This window comes from Pseudomonas edaphica (assembly GCF_005863185.1).
In the GTDB taxonomy this organism is placed as follows: Bacteria; Pseudomonadota; Gammaproteobacteria; order Pseudomonadales; family Pseudomonadaceae; genus Aquipseudomonas; species Aquipseudomonas edaphica.
Genome location: NZ_VBVZ01000068.1, coordinates 1 through 16,884, shown reverse-complemented (window position 1 = coordinate 16,884; position 16,884 = coordinate 1). Strand labels below are relative to the sequence as shown.

The following is a 16,884-nucleotide window of genomic DNA, read 5'->3' as shown; positions in this document are numbered from 1 at the left end:
GTCCCCGTTTTTACCCGCTAGGCGACGTCCTGTCGCATTCCCCTGCCTTTAAGGCTCATTAGCGGTGGACCAAAAAAGCCTTTTTCTGTAAGCTACAGCTTTAGTGTGTCCACTAAAAGCGCGCAGAATAATTCAGTGAAGAAGCGGGGTGACGTGTCCATACGTCACTCCGCTTTTTTACAACCTGCGATCGCCCTTTCAGGCTTTATTTACGGGAGGTCTTCTTGACTAAGCCAGCCATACTCGCCCTTGCTGATGGCAGCATTTTTCGCGGCGAAGCCATTGGAGCCGACGGTCAAACCGTTGGAGAGGTAGTGTTTAACACTGCCATGACCGGCTATCAGGAAATCCTTACCGATCCTTCCTACGCCCAGCAAATCGTTACCCTGACCTATCCGCACATCGGCAACACCGGTACAACGCCGGAAGACGTTGAGTCTGATCGTGTCTGGTCGGCCGGTCTGGTCATTCGTGATCTGCCACTGGTTGCGAGCAACTGGCGTAACACGATGTCGCTGTCCGATTACCTGAAAGCCAACAATGTTGTGGCGATCGCCGGTATCGATACGCGCCGCCTTACACGCATCCTGCGTGAAAAAGGCTCGCAGAACGGCTGCATCATGGTCGGTGACAATATCTCCGAAGAGGCGGCGATTGCCGCTGCCCAAGGCTTCCCTGGCCTGAAGGGCATGGACCTGGCGAAAGTTGTCAGCGTCAAAGAGAAGTACGAGTGGCGCCCCACTGTCTGGGACTTGAAGACCGACAGTCACGCGAACAACGACGCCAGCGAGCTGCCATACCATGTTGTGGCCTACGACTACGGCGTGAAGTACAACATCCTGCGCATGCTGGTTGAGCGCGGCTGCCGCGTGACCGTGGTGCCGGCGCAAACGCCTGCGAGCGATGTGCTGGCCCTGCAACCGGACGGCGTGTTCCTGTCCAACGGCCCGGGTGACCCTGAGCCATGCGACTACGCCATCCAGGCAATCAAGGACGTGCTGGAAACCGAGATTCCGGTATTCGGCATCTGCCTCGGTCACCAACTGCTGGCCCTGGCGTCCGGCGCCAAGACCCTGAAAATGGGCCACGGCCACCACGGTGCCAACCACCCGGTACAAGACCTGGACACCGGCGTTGTGATGATCACCAGCCAGAACCACGGTTTTGCGGTGGATGAAGCAACCTTGCCGAGCAACGTTCGCGCCATTCACAAGTCGCTGTTCGACGGCTCCTTGCAAGGCATCGAGCGCACCGACAAGAGCGCGTTCAGCTTCCAGGGCCACCCTGAAGCCAGCCCTGGCCCGAACGACGTAGCGCCGCTGTTCGACCGTTTCATCAATGAGATGGCCAAGCGACGCTGACTGAGAGGCCTGCGGGCGGCCCCGAACCTCGGTGGCCCCCGCAGGCTCTTCAACGATTGTTCAAGACGGCTTGCCGACTGACCTGCGGATTTGAGTGACAAACCCATGCCAAAACGTACAGACATAAAAAGCATCCTGATTCTCGGCGCTGGCCCGATCGTGATCGGCCAGGCTTGCGAATTCGACTACTCCGGCGCCCAGGCCTGTAAAGCCCTGCGCGAAGAGGGTTACCGCGTCATCCTGGTGAACTCCAACCCGGCCACCATCATGACCGACCCGGACATGGCCGACGCCACTTACATCGAACCGATCAAGTGGCAGACCGTTGCCAAGATCATCGAAAAAGAGCGTCCCGACGCGCTGCTGCCGACCATGGGTGGCCAGACCGCACTCAACTGCGCCCTGGACCTGGAGCGCGAAGGCGTTCTGGAGAAGTTCGGCGTAGAGATGATTGGTGCCAACGCCGACACCATCGACAAGGCTGAAGACCGTTCGCGTTTCGACAAGGCCATGAAGTCCATCGGCCTTGACTGTCCGCGCTCCGGTATTGCCCACAGCATGGAAGAGGCCAACGCGGTTCTCGAAAAGCTGGGTTTCCCGTGCATCATTCGTCCGTCCTTCACCATGGGCGGCACCGGTGGCGGTATTGCTTACAACCGTGAAGAGTTCGAAGAAATCTGCGCCCGTGGCCTGGACCTGTCGCCGACCAAAGAGCTGCTGATCGACGAATCCCTGATCGGCTGGAAAGAGTACGAGATGGAGGTTGTCCGCGACAAAAAGGACAACTGCATCATCGTCTGCTCCATCGAAAACTTCGACCCGATGGGCGTGCACACCGGCGACTCGATCACCGTTGCTCCGGCGCAGACCCTGACGGACAAGGAATACCAGATCATGCGTAACGCCTCGTTGGCGGTACTGCGTGAGATCGGCGTAGAAACCGGCGGTTCCAACGTTCAGTTCGGCATCTGCCCGGACACTGGCCGCATGGTCGTCATCGAGATGAACCCGCGTGTGTCGCGTTCTTCGGCACTGGCTTCGAAAGCGACCGGCTTCCCGATTGCGCGCATCGCCGCCAAGTTGGCGATCGGTTACACCCTGGACGAGCTGCAAAACGAAATCACGGGCGGCGCTACGCCGGCGTCTTTCGAGCCGTCCATCGACTACGTCGTGACCAAGCTGCCGCGCTTTGCCTTCGAGAAGTTCGCCAAGGCCGACGCACGCCTGACCACTCAGATGAAGTCGGTTGGCGAAGTAATGGCCATCGGCCGGACCTTCCAGGAATCCCTGCAGAAAGCCCTGCGCGGCCTGGAAGTGGGTGTTTGCGGCCTGGATGAAAAGCTCGACCTGAGCAACCCGGAAAGCATGAGCGTGCTCAAGCGCGAGCTGACCGTGCCGGGCGCCGAGCGTATCTGGTACGTGGCCGATGCTTTCCGCGCGGGTATGACCGTCGAACAGATCTTCGGTATGAACATGATCGATCCGTGGTTCCTGGTGCAGATCGAAGATCTGATCAAGGAAGAAGAGAAGGTCAAGACCCTCGGTCTGTCTTCTATCGACCGCGACCTGATGTTCCGCCTCAAGCGCAAAGGTTTCTCCGATCAGCGTCTGGCCAAGCTGCTGGGTGTGACCGAGAAGAACCTGCGCACCCACCGCCACAAGCTGGAAATCTTCCCGGTCTACAAGCGCGTTGATACCTGCGCGGCCGAGTTCGCCACCGACACCGCGTACCTGTACTCCACTTACGAGGAAGAGTGCGAGGCCGCGCCGTCGGGCCGCGACAAGATCATTATCCTGGGCGGCGGTCCGAACCGTATTGGCCAGGGTATCGAGTTCGACTACTGCTGCGTACACGCCGCCCTCGCGCTGCGCGAAGACGGGTACGAGACCATCATGGTCAACTGCAACCCGGAAACTGTTTCGACTGACTACGACACTTCCGACCGTCTGTACTTTGAGCCGGTAACCCTGGAAGACGTGCTGGAAATCTGCCGCGTCGAGAAGCCGAAAGGCGTGATCGTGCAGTACGGCGGCCAAACCCCGCTGAAGCTGGCGCGTGCCCTGGAAGCGGCCGGCGTGCCGATCATCGGCACCAGCCCTGACGCCATCGACCGTGCCGAAGACCGTGAGCGCTTCCAGCAAATGGTCGAGCGCCTGAACCTGCGTCAGCCGCCAAACGCCACCGTGCGCAGCGAAGACGAAGCCATCCGCGCCGCCAGCAAGATTGGCTACCCGCTGGTGGTGCGTCCGTCCTACGTATTGGGCGGCCGGGCGATGGAAATCGTCTACGAAGAAGAAGAACTCAAGCGCTACCTGCGTGATGCGGTGAAAGTGTCGAACGACAGCCCGGTGCTGCTGGACCACTTCCTCAACTGCGCCATCGAAATGGACGTGGATGCGGTGTGCGACGGTACCGACGTAGTCATCGGCGCGATCATGCAGCACATCGAACAGGCTGGCGTTCACTCCGGTGACTCCGCTTGCTCGCTGCCGCCGTACTCGCTGCCAGCGCACATCCAGGACGAGATGCGCGAACAGGTCAAGAAAATGGCCTTGGAACTGGGCGTGGTCGGCCTGATGAACGTTCAGTTGGCGCTGCAAGGCGAAGACATCTACGTCATCGAAGTGAACCCGCGTGCTTCGCGTACCGTGCCATTTGTTTCCAAGTGCATCGGTGTGTCCCTGGCCATGATCGCTGCCCGCGTGATGGCGGGTAAGACCCTGAAGGAAATCGGCTTCACCAAGGAAATCATTCCTAACTTCTACAGCGTGAAAGAGGCGGTGTTCCCATTCGCCAAATTCCCTGGTGTGGACCCGATCCTGGGCCCAGAGATGAAGTCCACCGGTGAAGTGATGGGTGTGGGTGACACTTTCGGTGAAGCATTCGCCAAGGCCCAGATGGGCGCCAGCGAAGTGCTGCCGACCGGCGGTACTGCGTTTATCAGCGTGCGTGATGATGACAAACCACTGGTTGCAGGCGTGGCCCGTGATCTGATCAACTTGGGCTTTGAAGTCGTGGCAACTGCCGGGACCGCCAAGCTGATCGAAGCTGCCGGCCTGAAAGTACGTCGCGTGAACAAGGTGACGGAAGGCCGTCCGCACGTGGTCGACATGATCAAGAATGACGAAGTCACGCTGATCATCAACACCACCGAAGGTCGCCAGTCGATTGCGGACTCCTACTCCATTCGTCGTAATGCCTTGCAGCACAAGATCTACTGCACCACCACCATTGCTGCTGGCGAAGCCATCTGCGAAGCGCTCAAGTTCGGTCCGGAAAAGACCGTGCGTCGCTTGCAGGATCTACACGCAGGATTGAAGGCATGACCAAATACCCAATGACCGTCCAGGGCTTCAAGGCCCTGGAAGAGGAGCACGCCCATCTGACCAAGGTCGTCCGCCCGAAGCTGAGCCAGGACATCGGTACGGCCCGCGAGCTGGGTGACTTGAAGGAAAACGCCGAATACCACGCTGCTCGAGAGCAGCAGGGTATGGTTGAGGCGCGGATCCGTGATATCGAAGGCCGCCTGCAGAACTCGGTGGTGATCGACGTAACGACCATTCCTAAAACCGGCAAGGTGATTTTCGGCACCACCGTGGAAATCGCCAACGTCGAAACGGACGAAAGCGTGGTTTACCACATCGTCGGTGAGGACGAGGCTGACTTCAAGCTCGGCAAGATCTCCGTCGGTTCGCCACTGGCCCGCGCCTTGATTGCCAAGGAAGAGGGTGATGTGGTGACCGTTAAGACGCCAGGTGGCGTTACCGAGTACGAGATTGTTGAAGTTCGTCACGTCTGAAAGGCGGCGCCCGCTTCGTGCGGGCGCCATGCTTTGGCAGCTCGCCCAGATGCTTTGGGTGGGTGGCCTATGGTTGTTGCACATCGGTGTGCTGCCGGTGTTGGGCCTGATTGGCCTGGCACCGCTGCTGATCGATGAGCTCAACGGAATGCTGAGTGCGCTGCTGGTGGGTTTTTCAGCGGCGTGCGTGACGCTCCAGGCATTGGTGCTGGTCAAGACCGAGGGTTTGAGGAGCTTGTGGCGGGATATTCGCGGCCAACTGCTGTTGATGGCGCTGTATGCGTGCGCAATGTTTTGCGTGGTGCATGTGTGGCTGCCGCAAGCGTTGCGCTGGCAGCTATTCAGCTATCTTGTGCTAGGGTTCTCCGGCCTGGTGCTGGTTATACAGCCGGCACCGGGATGGAGCGGCGGGGCGCGCGAAGCACGCCCGTGACCCTTGTATTACTTGAAGCGGTGTACGTTCGACAGCTGCTTGTTGACGCTGAAGTTCTTGCGATACAGCAGTGCCATCTTGCCGATGACCTGTACCAGGTCCGCTTTGCCGACCTTGCACAGTTCTGCAATGGCGGCCAAACGCGCTTCGCGGTCAAGGATGTTGACCTTGATCTTGATCAGTTCATGATCGCCCAATGCGCGTTCCAGTTCGGCTAACACACCTTCAGTCAAACCGTTGTCTGCCACAATCAGAACTGGTTTCAGATGGTGGCCAATGGATTTGTACTGTTTCTTCTGCTCTTGAGTGAGCGGCATAATCTGACCCCTGCGTCTGATCTTGTAAAAAGCGGCGGCCAGTTTACCCGAGCGAGTCCGGGACCGCCCAGTTAATCACGACCCGTTTTATTTTCGAGGTGGCCCGTGGCCCGTTCCAAAACCAGCCTTAAGTGGCTACAAGAACATTTCAACGATCCTTACGTCAAAAAGGCGCAAAAGGACGGCTACCGTTCCCGGGCCAGCTACAAACTGCTGGAGATCCAGGACAAGGATAAATTGATTCGTCCAGGCATGAGCGTTATCGACCTTGGCGCAGCCCCTGGTGGCTGGTCCCAAGTGACCAGTCGTCTGATTGGTGGGCAAGGTCGATTGATCGCTTCAGACATCCTTGAGATGGACAGCATCCCGGATGTGACCTTTGTACACGGCGACTTCACCCAGGACACGGTGTTGGCCGAGATCCTTGAGGCTGTGGGAAATTCGCAGGTAGACCTTGTGATTTCCGACATGGCCCCCAATATGAGTGGATTACCGGCCGTTGATATGCCGCGAGCCATGTTCCTGTGCGAGTTGGCACTGGATCTGGCGGGTCGGGTTTTGCGTCCCGGTGGTGATTTCCTGGTGAAAGTCTTCCAGGGCGAAGGTTTTGACGAGTACCACAAGAACATTCGAAAATTGTTCGACAAGGTACAGACGCGCAAACCAGACTCTTCGCGAGACCGGTCACGCGAGCAATACCTGCTGTGCCGCGGCTTCCGTGGTGTCGAAGGGGCGGAGAGCGAAGAGCGTTTTTGAGGAATTCGAGGAGGGCGATAGGTTTTTTTATATCGCTTTCGTCACGAAGCTTTACGAATATTGTGTAGTCAAAGTTTCACAAAGGGTTACAGACGGCGCCTGCCAGAGTTGTAGGTAATGTAGTAAGTTAGGCCGGTGAATATCATGCGAAGCGCGCGCCAGTAGCGGAGCTTGCTTCAGAGGGTAGTTAATTGAACGATATGGCAAAGAATCTGATCCTGTGGTTGATCATCGCGGCTGTCCTGGTGACGGTGATGAACAACTTCTCCAGCCCTAACGAGCCGCAGACCCTCAACTATTCCGACTTCATCCAGCAAGTTAAGGATGGCAAGGTCGAGCGCGTAGCGGTTGATGGCTACGTGATCACCGGCAAGCGCAACGATGGCGACAGCTTCAAGACCATTCGTCCGGCAATCCAGGACAACGGTCTGATCGGCGACTTGGTGGATAACCATGTAGTGGTTGAAGGCAAGCAGCCTGAACAGCAGAGCATCTGGACTCAGCTATTGGTAGCGAGCTTCCCGATCCTGGTGATTATCGCCGTGTTCATGTTCTTCATGCGCCAGATGCAAGGTGGTGCGGGAGGCAAGGGCGGGCCGATGAGCTTCGGCAAGAGCAAGGCGCGCCTGCTCTCTGAAGATCAGGTGAAAACCACCCTGGCTGACGTCGCAGGTTGTGATGAAGCCAAGGAAGAAGTCGGTGAGCTGGTTGAGTTCCTGCGTGATCCGGGCAAGTTCCAGCGCCTGGGCGGCCGCATTCCTCGCGGCGTGCTGATGGTCGGTCCTCCGGGTACCGGTAAAACCTTGCTGGCCAAGGCGATTGCCGGTGAAGCCAAGGTGCCGTTCTTCACCATTTCCGGTTCTGACTTCGTCGAGATGTTCGTCGGTGTTGGTGCCAGCCGTGTTCGCGATATGTTCGAACAGGCCAAAAAGCACGCACCGTGCATCATCTTCATCGACGAAATCGACGCCGTGGGTCGCCATCGTGGCGCCGGCATGGGTGGCGGTCACGATGAGCGTGAGCAGACCCTCAACCAATTGCTGGTTGAGATGGACGGCTTTGAAATGAATGACGGCATCATCGTCATCGCCGCGACTAACCGTCCGGATGTGCTCGACCCAGCGTTGCTGCGTCCAGGCCGTTTCGACCGTCAGGTTGTGGTGGGGCTGCCGGATATTCGTGGTCGCGAACAGATCCTGAAAGTACACATGCGCAAAGTGCCAATGGGTGACGACGTGGCTCCGGCCGTGATTGCCCGTGGTACGCCAGGCTTCTCCGGTGCCGACCTGGCCAACCTGGTCAACGAGGCTTCGTTGTTCGCTGCCCGTACCGGCAAGCGCATTGTGGAAATGAAAGAGTTCGAACTGGCCAAAGACAAGATCATGATGGGTGCCGAGCGCAAATCCATGGTCATGTCCGAGAAAGAGAAGCAGAACACCGCTTATCACGAAGCCGGTCACGCCATTGTTGGTCGCGTTGTGCCTGAGCATGATCCGGTCTACAAAGTGTCGATCATTCCTCGTGGCCGTGCGCTGGGTGTGACCATGTTCCTGCCGGAAGAGGATCGTTACAGTCTCTCCAAGCGTGCGCTGATCAGCCAGATCTGCTCTCTGTATGGCGGCCGGATTGCTGAAGAGATGACGCTTGGCTTCGACGGTGTGACCACCGGTGCTTCTAACGACATCATGCGTGCCAGCCAGATTGCGCGGAACATGGTGACCAAGTGGGGTTTGTCGGAAAAACTCGGTCCTTTGATGTATGCCGAGGAAGAAGGCGAAGTGTTCCTGGGTCGTGGTGGCGGCGGTCAAGCTGCCAGCTTCTCGGGTGAGACAGCCAAGCTGATTGACTCCGAAGTGCGCAGCATCATTGACCAGTGCTACGGCACGGCCAAGCAGATCCTGACGGATAACCGCGACAAGCTCGATGCAATGGCTGATGCGCTGATGAAGTACGAAACCATTGATGCCGATCAGATTGACGACATCATGGCGGGTCGCGCACCGCGTGAGCCTCGTGATTGGGAAGGTGGTTCGGGTACTTCGGGCACCCCGCCTGTGGTGCAGAACGAACGTCCTGAAGCCCCAATCGGCGGCCCCGCAGCTGATCACTAAGGTTTGAAATGACTTCTGCGCTGTCCTCCACCCGGTTGCCTTGCGGCAACCGGGTTCTTGATTTGGCCCATACGCATGTCATGGGCATTCTTAATGTAACCCCCGATTCTTTTTCTGACGGCGGCCGCTTCAATCAGCAGGATGCCGCGTTGCGTCATGCCGAGGCGATGGTGGCGGCCGGCGCGACCTTGATTGATGTCGGTGGTGAGTCAACTCGACCGGGCGCTCGCGTGGTTTCTCCCTTGGAGGAGCTGGAGCGGGTCGCGCCAATCGTCGAGCGGATTGCCCGTGAGCTGGATGTGATCATCTCGGTGGACACCTCGACTCCCGCAGTAATGCGCGAGACAGCGCGCCTCGGTGCGGGGCTGATCAACGATGTGCGCTCCCTTCAGCGTGATGGCGCGCTGGATGCGGCGGCGGCAACCGGACTGCCGGTGTGCCTTATGCATATGTTGGGAGAACCCGGCAATATGCAGGACAGCCCGCATTACGATGATCTGGTTGGTGAGGTGAGTGGGTTTCTTGCGCAAAGAATGACTCAATGCGCCAAGGTGGGCATCGCAGCCGAAAAAATTATCCTGGATCCCGGGTTTGGCTTCGCCAAGACCCTGCAACACAACTTGAGCCTGTTCAAGCATATGGAAGCTTTGCACGCCCTTGGTCGACCCTTGTTGGTCGGCGTGTCGCGCAAGAGCATGATAGGGCTGGCCCTGAATCGCCCTGTGGGTGAGCGGTTGTACGGTGGCCTGGCGTTGGCGGCACTTGCCGTGACCAAGGGCGCGCGTATTTTGCGGGTGCATGATGTCGCCGAGACGGTTGATGTGGTGCGCATGCTGGCCGCGGTAGAATCAGCCGAATAAGAATGATGGAGCACTTATGACTAAAAAATATTTTGGCACCGACGGTATTCGTGGTCGGGTCGGCGAATTCCCGATTACTCCTGATTTCATGCTCAAGCTGGGTTGGGCGGCCGGTATGGCGTTCCGCAGCATGGGCGCTTGCCGCATCCTGGTGGGCAAAGACACTCGCATCTCGGGTTACATGTTCGAATCTGCGCTGGAGGCGGGGCTGTCTGCCGCAGGCGCCGATGTCATGCTACTGGGGCCCATGCCGACGCCGGCAATCGCTTACCTGACGCGTACCTTCCACGCTGAAGCCGGTATCGTGATCAGTGCCTCGCACAATCCCCATGATGACAACGGCATCAAGTTCTTCTCGGGCCAGGGCACCAAGCTGCCGGACGAGATCGAGCTGATGATCGAAGAGTTGCTGGACGCGCCGATGACCGTGGTTGAGTCCAGCAAGCTGGGCAAGGTCTCGCGTATCAATGACGCCTCAGGCCGTTACATCGAGTTCTGCAAGAGCAGTGTGCCGACCAGCACCAACTTTGCCGGCCTCAAAATTGTTGTCGACTGTGCTCACGGTGCAACCTACAAAGTGGCGCCCAGCGTATTCAAGGAGCTGGGTGCCGATGTGACGGTGCTGTCGGCCCAGCCAAATGGTTTGAACATCAACGATAACTGCGGCTCGACGCATATGGAGCAACTGCAGGCTGCTGTCCTGGCCGAGCACGCTGACCTCGGTATTGCCTTCGATGGCGACGGTGACCGCGTATTGATGGTGGATCACACCGGTGCGGTGGTTGATGGCGATGAGCTGTTGTTCATCATTGCCCGCGACCTGCATGAGCGTGACAAGCTGCAAGGCGGTGTGGTTGGCACGCTGATGAGCAATCTCGGGCTTGAGTTGGCCTTGGCCGAGCTTGGGATTCCGTTTGTACGCGCCAATGTCGGTGACCGCTATGTCATCGCCGAGCTGCTGGAGCGTAACTGGCTGGTGGGCGGAGAGAACTCGGGGCATGTGGTTTGCTTCCAGCACACCACCACGGGCGATGCCATTATTGCTGCGCTGCAGGTATTGCTGTCCTTGCGTCGTCGCAAAGAGAGTCTGGCTCAAGCGCGCCAGGCGCTGCGCAAGTGCCCGCAGGTTCTACTGAATGTGCGCTTTGCCGGTGGCGAAAACCCTATCGAGCACCCTGCTGTCAAAGACGCCTGCGAGCGTGTGACCCTTGCAATGGCTGGGCGTGGCCGCGTGTTGTTGCGCAAGTCCGGCACAGAGCCGCTGGTGCGTGTCATGGTCGAAGGCGAGGACGAAACACAGGTTCGCGGCCACGCCGAAGACCTGGCAAAACTGGTAACTGAAATTTGCGCCTGAATTCGGCTTGCCAGTGATGGTGTGGTTGGGTAACATCTGCGCCCACTTTGACCGACGAGGTACAGCATGCGTCGCACTATGGTAGCTGGTAACTGGAAGATGCACGGTACCCGCGCCAGTGTCGCTGAGCTGATCAATGGCCTTCGTCACTTGGCCTTGCCTAGCGGTGTTGATGTTGCGGTTTTCCCGCCTTGCTTGCATATCAACCAGGTGGTTGATGGTTTGAAAGGCAAGTCGATTCAGGTCGGCGCGCAGAACTCTGCGGTGGAACCCATGCAAGGTGCGTTGACCGGTGAGATTTCACCGAGTCAGCTGGTTGATGCGGGTTGTTCCTATGTGCTTGTCGGGCACTCCGAGCGCCGTCAGATGATGGGCGAGCGTGATGGGACACTCAATCGCAAGTTCGCAGCGGCACAGGCTTGTGGCTTGATTCCAGTGTTGTGCATAGGGGAGACCCTGGAGCAGCGTGAATCGGGCAAGACTCTTGAAGTTGTCTCGCGTCAGCTGGGCAGTATCATCGAGGAGCTGGGTGTTGGTGCATTTGCAAAGGCAGTAATTGCTTACGAGCCGGTCTGGGCCATTGGCACCGGGCTGACTGCTACACCGCAACAAGCGCAGGATGTGCATGCAGCCATCCGCGCGCAGTTAGCGGCAGAGAATTCTGAAGTCGCGCAAGGTGTGCGGCTTCTATACGGCGGCAGCGTGAAGGCGGCCAATGCGGTCGAACTGTTCGGCATGCCGGATATCGATGGGGGGCTCATTGGTGGAGCTTCCCTGAATGCAGATGAGTTCGGTGCGATCTGTCGCGCCGCGGGAAACTGAAAAAATGCTGGAAACAGTCGTAGTCGTTTTTCATCTGTTGGCTGCCCTGGGCGTAGTTGCCCTGGTTTTGTTGCAACAGGGTAAAGGTGCGGATGCTGGTGCGTCTTTCGGTGCAGGTGCTTCAAATACTGTGTTCGGAAGCCAAGGTTCCTCTACCTTTCTTAGTAAGTTTACTGCTATACTTGCCGCCGGTTTCTTCATAACCAGCTTGGGGTTAGGTTACTTTGCTAAAGAGAAAGCTCATGTGCTGACTCAGGTAGGTCTCCCAAACCCAGCAGTTTTGGAAGTACCAAAAGCAAAACCGGCTTCTGATGATGTCCCGGTGCTTCAAGAGCAAAAGTCGGCTACTCCAGCGACTGACGTACCTCCAGCTCAAGAGCAGAAGTAAGAAGGGTTGTAAACGCTGTATTGCCGAGGTGGTGGAATTGGTAGACACGCAACCTTGAGGTGGTTGTGCCCATAGGGTGTAGGGGTTCGAGTCCCCTTCTCGGTACCAATTATCAGGAGAGCCCGCTGTTGCGGGCTTTCTTGTAGGTGGAAGGTTACATTGACCCTGTAAGGGATCGGTCGTATACTTCCGCCCCAGCTTTGTCGCGGGGTGGAGCAGTCTGGTAGCTCGTCGGGCTCATAACCCGAAGGTCGTCGGTTCAAATCCGGCCCCCGCAACCAGTTTTAGCGGAGCCCCTTTTAAGGGGCTTTTTGTTAGCTGGACACTTTCAACGCCGCTGTTCGACGGCGTTTCAAGGATGGGCGTTTCGCCCATTTTTTTATTTTGCACAGCATGCACATACATGCACGAGGGGGTTCAGGTGTCGAGCAAGCTAGAAGAGTTGCAGGCCTTGCTGGCCCCGGTGGTCGTGGCCCTAGGCTATGAATGCTGGGGTATTGAGTTTTCGGCTCAAGGTCGCCACTCAATGTTGCGCGTTTATATCGATAAAGAGGGCGGCGTGCTGGTGGACGATTGTGCCATTGTCAGCCGTCAGATCAGCGGTGTGCTGGATGTTGAAGATCCAATCGCCGTTGAATACACCCTCGAAGTTTCCTCGCCAGGCATGGAACGCCCACTGTTCACTATTGATCAGTTTGCAAAATTTGCCGGTGAACAAGTGAAGATCAAGCTGCGCTCACCCTTTGAAGGGCGACGCAACTTTCAGGGCCTTCTGCGCGGTGTAGAAGAACAGGATGTCGTGGTGCAGGTAGAAGACCATGAGTTCCTGTTGCCGATCGATATGATCGACAAGGCCAACATTATTCCCAGTTTTGACTGAGACGCGGATCCCGCGGATCCAATGGCTTGCGAAAGGCGAGGCGTACGATGAGCAAAGAAGTACTGCTGGTTGTTGAGTCGGTATCCAATGAAAAAGGCGTACCGGCAAACGTGATTTTTGAAGCGCTGGAGCTGGCCCTGGCCACTGCTACCAAAAAGCGTTTTGAAGACGAAGTTGATCTGCGTGTGGAAATCAACCGCCACACCGGTGCCTATGAGACTTTCCGTCGCTGGACGGTCGTCGAAGAAGCCGATCTTGATGATCCGGCCATCGAAACCTGGCCGAGCAAGGTTGCGCAAACGCATCCGGGCGCCCAGGTCGGTGATGTCGTCGAAGAAAAGATCGAGTCGATCGAATTCGGCCGTATTGCTGCACAGACTGCCAAGCAAGTCATCGTGCAGAAGGTTCGCGAAGCTGAGCGCGCTCAAGTCGTTGACGCTTATCGCGAGCGCCTGGGTGAAATCATCTCCGGCACCGTGAAAAAAGTTACTCGTGACAATGTGATCGTTGACCTGGGCAACAACGCTGAAGCGTTGCTGGCCCGCGAAGACATCATCTCTCGCGAAACCTTCCGTGTCGGCGTGCGTCTGCGTGCGCTGCTCAAGGAAATCCGCACCGAGAACCGCGGCCCTCAGTTGATCCTGTCGCGTACCGCGCCGGAAATGCTGATCGAACTGTTCCGCATCGAAGTGCCGGAAATCGCCGAAGGCCTGATCGAAGTCATGGCTGCGTCCCGCGACCCGGGTTCGCGCGCCAAGATCGCGGTCCGCTCCAAGGACAAACGCATCGACCCGCAGGGCGCTTGCATTGGTATGCGCGGTTCGCGCGTCCAGGCAGTGTCGGGCGAGTTGGGCGGTGAGCGTGTGGATATCGTGCTGTGGGACGATAACCCGGCGCAGTTCGTGATCAACGCCATGTCGCCAGCTGAAGTGGCGGCAATTATCGTTGACGAAGATGCCCATGCAATGGACATCGCCGTTGGCGCAGACAATCTGGCTCAGGCCATTGGTCGTGGTGGTCAGAACGTGCGTCTGGCCAGCCAACTGACCGGCTGGACCCTGAACGTGATGACCGAATCGGACATCCAGGCTAAGCAGCAAGCTGAAACCGGTGACATCCTGCGCAACTTCATCGACGAGCTGGAAGTCGACGAAGACCTGGCGCAGGTGCTGGTAGATGAAGGCTTCACCAGCCTGGAAGAGATTGCCTACGTACCGTTGGAAGAAATGCTCAACATCGACGGCTTTGACGAAGACACCGTCAACGAGCTTCGCGCTCGAGCCAAGGATCGCTTGTTGACTAAAGCCATCGCTACTGAGGAAAAGCTGGCAGACGCCCATCCGGCCGAAGACCTGCTCTCGCTTGAGGGTATGGACAAGGATTTGGCGATGGAACTGGCGGTGCGCGGCGTAATTACCCGCGAAGACCTGGCCGAGCAGTCTATTGACGATCTGCTCGACATCGACGGCATTGACGAAGATCGTGCCGGCAAGTTGATCATGGCCGCCCGAGCCCATTGGTTCGAGTAACTAGGCGCGGCCTGAGGAGAGAAGTGCATGACGCAAGTCACGGTGAAACAACTGGCCGATGAGGTCAAAACACCGGTAGAGCGCCTGTTGCAGCAGATGCGTGAGGCAGGTCTGCCGCACACCGCCGCCGATGAAGGTGTGAGCGATAGTGAGAAGCAGTCTTTGCTGACTCACTTGAAGAGCAGCCACAAGGCGAAAGTGGAAGAACCGCGCAAGATTACATTGCAGCGCAAAACCACCAGCACCCTGCGTGTTGCTGGTAGCAAAAGCATCAGCGTTGAAGTGCGCAAGAAGAAAGTCTTCGTACAGCGCAGCCCGGAAGAAATCGAAGCCGAGCGCAAGCGCGAGCTGGAAGAACGTCGCGCAGTAGAAAATGCTGCTCGTCAGAAGGCTGAAGAAGAAGCCAAGCGTCGCGCCGAAGAAGAAGCGCGTCGCCAGCCTGCTGCTGCGCAACCTGCTGCCACTGAAGCAGCCGCTGCGCCTAGCGCGCCAGTTGAAGCTGTGCGTGAGGCCGCCCCGGTTGCCGCAGCTCCTGCAGCTGACGCTCGCAAGCGCGACGAACCTCGTCGTCCGGACAAACCACGTGCCGACGATAACAATCGTCGCGGTGGTGGTGGCGATGGTGAGCGTAAAAACGCTCCGCATCGTGCTTCGGTCAAAGAGAAAGCGCCTGCTCCACGCGTTGCCCCACGTACTACCGACGAAGAAAGCGATGGCTTCCGTCGTGGTGGTCGCGGCAAGGCCAAGCTGAAAAAACGCAACGCCCACGGTTTCCAGAGCCCAACCGGCCCTGTCGTGCGTGAAGTGAAGATCGGCGAGACCATCACTGTTGGCGATCTCGCCCAGCAGATGTCGGTCAAGGCAGCTGAAATCATCAAGTTCATGTTCAAGCTGGGCACTCCAGCCACCATCAACCAGGTACTGGACCAGGAAACTGCCCAGTTGGTTGCTGAAGAGCTGGGCCACAAAGTGACCCTGGTCAGCGACACCGCCCTGGAAGATTCCCTGGCTGAGTCCCTGAAGTTTGAAGGTGAGGCTGTTTCCCGTGCACCGGTTGTGACCGTAATGGGCCACGTTGACCACGGTAAAACTTCCCTGCTCGACTACATCCGTCGTGCCAAGGTTGCTGCAGGCGAAGCCGGCGGCATTACCCAGCACATCGGCGCGTACCACGTTGAAACCGAGCGTGGCATGGTGACTTTCCTCGACACCCCTGGTCACGCTGCGTTTACCGCAATGCGTGCCCGTGGTGCCAAGGCTACCGACATCGTGATCCTGGTAGTTGCAGCGGACGACGGCGTGATGCCGCAAACCATCGAAGCCGTTCAGCACGCGAAAGCGGCTGGCGTACCGCTGGTGGTTGCAGTGAACAAAATCGACAAGCCGGGCGCTGATCTCGATCGCATCCGTAGCGAACTGTCGGTTCACGGCGTGACTTCTGAAGAGTGGGGTGGCGAGACGCCATTCGTGTCGGTATCCGCAAAAATGGGTACTGGCGTTGACGAACTGCTCGAAGCTGTTCTGTTGCAAGCCGAAGTACTCGAGTTGACCGCTACTCCATCGGCCCCTGGTCGTGGTGTTGTGGTTGAATCGCGTCTGGACAAGGGCCGTGGCCCGGTTGCGACCGTTCTGGTTCAAGACGGTACCCTGCGCCAAGGCGACATGGTGCTCGTTGGTTCGAACTACGGCCGTGTACGTGCCATGCTCGACGAGAACGGCAAGCCAATCAAGGAAGCCGGCCCGGCTATCCCGGTCGAGATCCTCGGCCTGGACGGTACCCCGGACGCTGGCGACGAGATGAGCGTAGTTGCCGACGAGAAGAAAGCCCGTGAAGTGGCTCTGTTCCGTCAAGGCAAGTTCCGCGAAGTCAAGCTGGCCCGTGCTCACGCCGGCAAGCTGGAAAACATCTTCGAGAACATGGGCCAGGAAGAGAAGAAGACGCTTAACATCGTCCTCAAATCTGACGTTCGTGGCTCCCTCGAAGCGTTGAACGGCGCCTTGAACGGCCTGGGTAACGACGAAGTGCAAGTGCGCGTTGTGGGTGGCGGTGTCGGTGGTATCACCGAATCCGACGCCAACCTGGCACTGGCTTCCAACGCTGTACTGTTCGGCTTCAACGTGCGTGCCGATGCTGGCGCTCGCAAGATCGTCGAGCAGGAAGGCCTGGACATGCGTTACTACAACGTCATCTACGACATCATCGAAGACGTCAAGAAAGCCCTTACCGGCATGCTTGGCAGCGATGTCCGGGAGAACATCCTGGGTGTTGCCGA

The 16,884-nt window shown here is 57.9% G+C and carries 14 protein-coding genes and 2 tRNA genes; 15 read left to right on the top strand and 1 reads right to left on the bottom strand.

Going from position 1 to position 16,884, the window contains the following annotated elements:
• The first annotated feature begins 224 nt into the window (after positions 1-224).
• The 4 genes from carA to FEM54_RS07020 all read left to right on the top strand — a co-directional run bounded on the left by carA (position 225) and on the right by FEM54_RS07020 (position 5,594).
• On the top strand, positions 225-1,361 hold the full coding sequence (carA, locus tag FEM54_RS07035; protein WP_138450149.1) for a glutamine-hydrolyzing carbamoyl-phosphate synthase small subunit: 1,137 nt from the start codon (positions 225-227) through the stop codon (positions 1,359-1,361).
• A gap of 105 nt (positions 1,362-1,466) precedes the next feature.
• Positions 1,467-4,688, top strand: coding sequence for a carbamoyl-phosphate synthase large subunit (gene carB / locus FEM54_RS07030; protein ID WP_017139259.1), 3,222 nt, complete (start codon positions 1,467-1,469; stop codon positions 4,686-4,688).
• Complete coding sequence (gene greA / locus FEM54_RS07025; protein ID WP_017139258.1) at positions 4,685-5,161, top strand: transcription elongation factor GreA; 477 nt, start codon at positions 4,685-4,687, stop codon at positions 5,159-5,161. Before carB ends, greA begins: the two co-directional genes overlap by 4 nt.
• Before the next feature lie 28 nt (positions 5,162-5,189).
• Entirely contained in the window at positions 5,190-5,594 is a 405-nt protein-coding gene (locus FEM54_RS07020; protein WP_026013857.1) for a hypothetical protein, read from the top strand.
• 8 nt (positions 5,595-5,602) lie between these two features.
• Here the strand turns inward: FEM54_RS07020 and FEM54_RS07015 are convergent, their stop codons facing one another.
• Positions 5,603-5,911, bottom strand: a complete 309-nt coding sequence (locus tag FEM54_RS07015; protein WP_017139256.1) for a YhbY family RNA-binding protein — start codon at positions 5,909-5,911, stop codon at positions 5,603-5,605.
• A gap of 105 nt (positions 5,912-6,016) precedes the next feature.
• Between FEM54_RS07015 and rlmE the strand changes: the two genes are divergently transcribed.
• From rlmE to infB, 11 genes are all read left to right on the top strand, one after another.
• Positions 6,017-6,667, top strand: coding sequence for a 23S rRNA (uridine(2552)-2'-O)-methyltransferase RlmE (gene rlmE, locus FEM54_RS07010; RefSeq protein WP_017139255.1), 651 nt, complete (start codon positions 6,017-6,019; stop codon positions 6,665-6,667).
• 200 nt (positions 6,668-6,867) lie between these two features.
• Entirely contained in the window at positions 6,868-8,778 is a 1,911-nt protein-coding gene (gene ftsH / locus FEM54_RS07005) for an ATP-dependent zinc metalloprotease FtsH (protein WP_032865933.1), read from the top strand.
• A gap of 8 nt (positions 8,779-8,786) precedes the next feature.
• Positions 8,787-9,638 carry a dihydropteroate synthase gene (folP, locus tag FEM54_RS07000; protein ID WP_017139253.1) on the top strand — a complete coding sequence of 284 codons (852 nt, stop codon included), beginning with the start codon at positions 8,787-8,789 and terminating at the stop codon, positions 9,636-9,638.
• A 16-nt stretch (positions 9,639-9,654) separates the two neighbouring features.
• Entirely contained in the window at positions 9,655-10,992 is a 1,338-nt protein-coding gene (gene glmM / locus FEM54_RS06995; RefSeq protein WP_017139252.1) for a phosphoglucosamine mutase, read from the top strand.
• Positions 10,993-11,058: 66 nt separating this feature from the next.
• Positions 11,059-11,814 carry a triose-phosphate isomerase gene (gene tpiA / locus FEM54_RS06990; protein ID WP_003194193.1) on the top strand — a complete coding sequence of 252 codons (756 nt, stop codon included), beginning with the start codon at positions 11,059-11,061 and terminating at the stop codon, positions 11,812-11,814.
• Between the two features lie 4 nt (positions 11,815-11,818).
• Complete coding sequence (secG, locus tag FEM54_RS06985; protein ID WP_010206600.1) at positions 11,819-12,202, top strand: preprotein translocase subunit SecG; 384 nt, start codon at positions 11,819-11,821, stop codon at positions 12,200-12,202.
• 22 nt (positions 12,203-12,224) lie between these two features.
• Positions 12,225-12,310, top strand: a tRNA-Leu gene (locus FEM54_RS06980).
• A gap of 96 nt (positions 12,311-12,406) precedes the next feature.
• Positions 12,407-12,483: transfer RNA gene (locus FEM54_RS06975), tRNA-Met, on the top strand.
• Positions 12,484-12,623: 140 nt separating this feature from the next.
• Positions 12,624-13,082: a ribosome maturation factor RimP gene (gene rimP, locus FEM54_RS06970; RefSeq protein WP_032865935.1), complete on the top strand. Its 459-nt coding sequence runs from the start codon at positions 12,624-12,626 to the stop codon at positions 13,080-13,082.
• Positions 13,083-13,129: 47 nt separating this feature from the next.
• Positions 13,130-14,611, top strand: a complete 1,482-nt coding sequence (gene nusA, locus FEM54_RS06965) for a transcription termination factor NusA (protein ID WP_017139250.1) — start codon at positions 13,130-13,132, stop codon at positions 14,609-14,611.
• Between the two features lie 27 nt (positions 14,612-14,638).
• The coding region (gene infB, locus FEM54_RS06960) for a translation initiation factor IF-2 (RefSeq protein ID WP_138450146.1) at positions 14,639-16,884 on the top strand (2,246 nt) is incomplete at its 3' end.

Bases quoted from the DNA above. Each gene is read 5' to 3' on its own strand.
- carB (WP_017139259.1), top strand. From the start codon at position 1,467: ATGCCAAAACGTACAGACATAAAAAGCATCCTGATTCTCGGCGCTGGC.
- greA (WP_017139258.1), top strand. From the start codon at position 4,685: ATGACCAAATACCCAATGACCGTCCAGGGCTTCAAGGCCCTGGAAGAG.
- FEM54_RS07020 (WP_026013857.1), top strand. From the start codon at position 5,190: ATGCTTTGGCAGCTCGCCCAGATGCTTTGGGTGGGTGGCCTATGGTTG.
- FEM54_RS07015 (WP_017139256.1), bottom strand. From the start codon at position 5,911: ATGCCGCTCACTCAAGAGCAGAAGAAACAGTACAAATCCATTGGCCAC.
- ftsH (WP_032865933.1), top strand. From the start codon at position 6,868: ATGGCAAAGAATCTGATCCTGTGGTTGATCATCGCGGCTGTCCTGGTG.
- folP (WP_017139253.1), top strand. From the start codon at position 8,787: ATGACTTCTGCGCTGTCCTCCACCCGGTTGCCTTGCGGCAACCGGGTT.
- glmM (WP_017139252.1), top strand. From the start codon at position 9,655: ATGACTAAAAAATATTTTGGCACCGACGGTATTCGTGGTCGGGTCGGC.
- tpiA (WP_003194193.1), top strand. From the start codon at position 11,059: ATGCGTCGCACTATGGTAGCTGGTAACTGGAAGATGCACGGTACCCGC.
- secG (WP_010206600.1), top strand. From the start codon at position 11,819: ATGCTGGAAACAGTCGTAGTCGTTTTTCATCTGTTGGCTGCCCTGGGC.
- nusA (WP_017139250.1), top strand. From the start codon at position 13,130: ATGAGCAAAGAAGTACTGCTGGTTGTTGAGTCGGTATCCAATGAAAAA.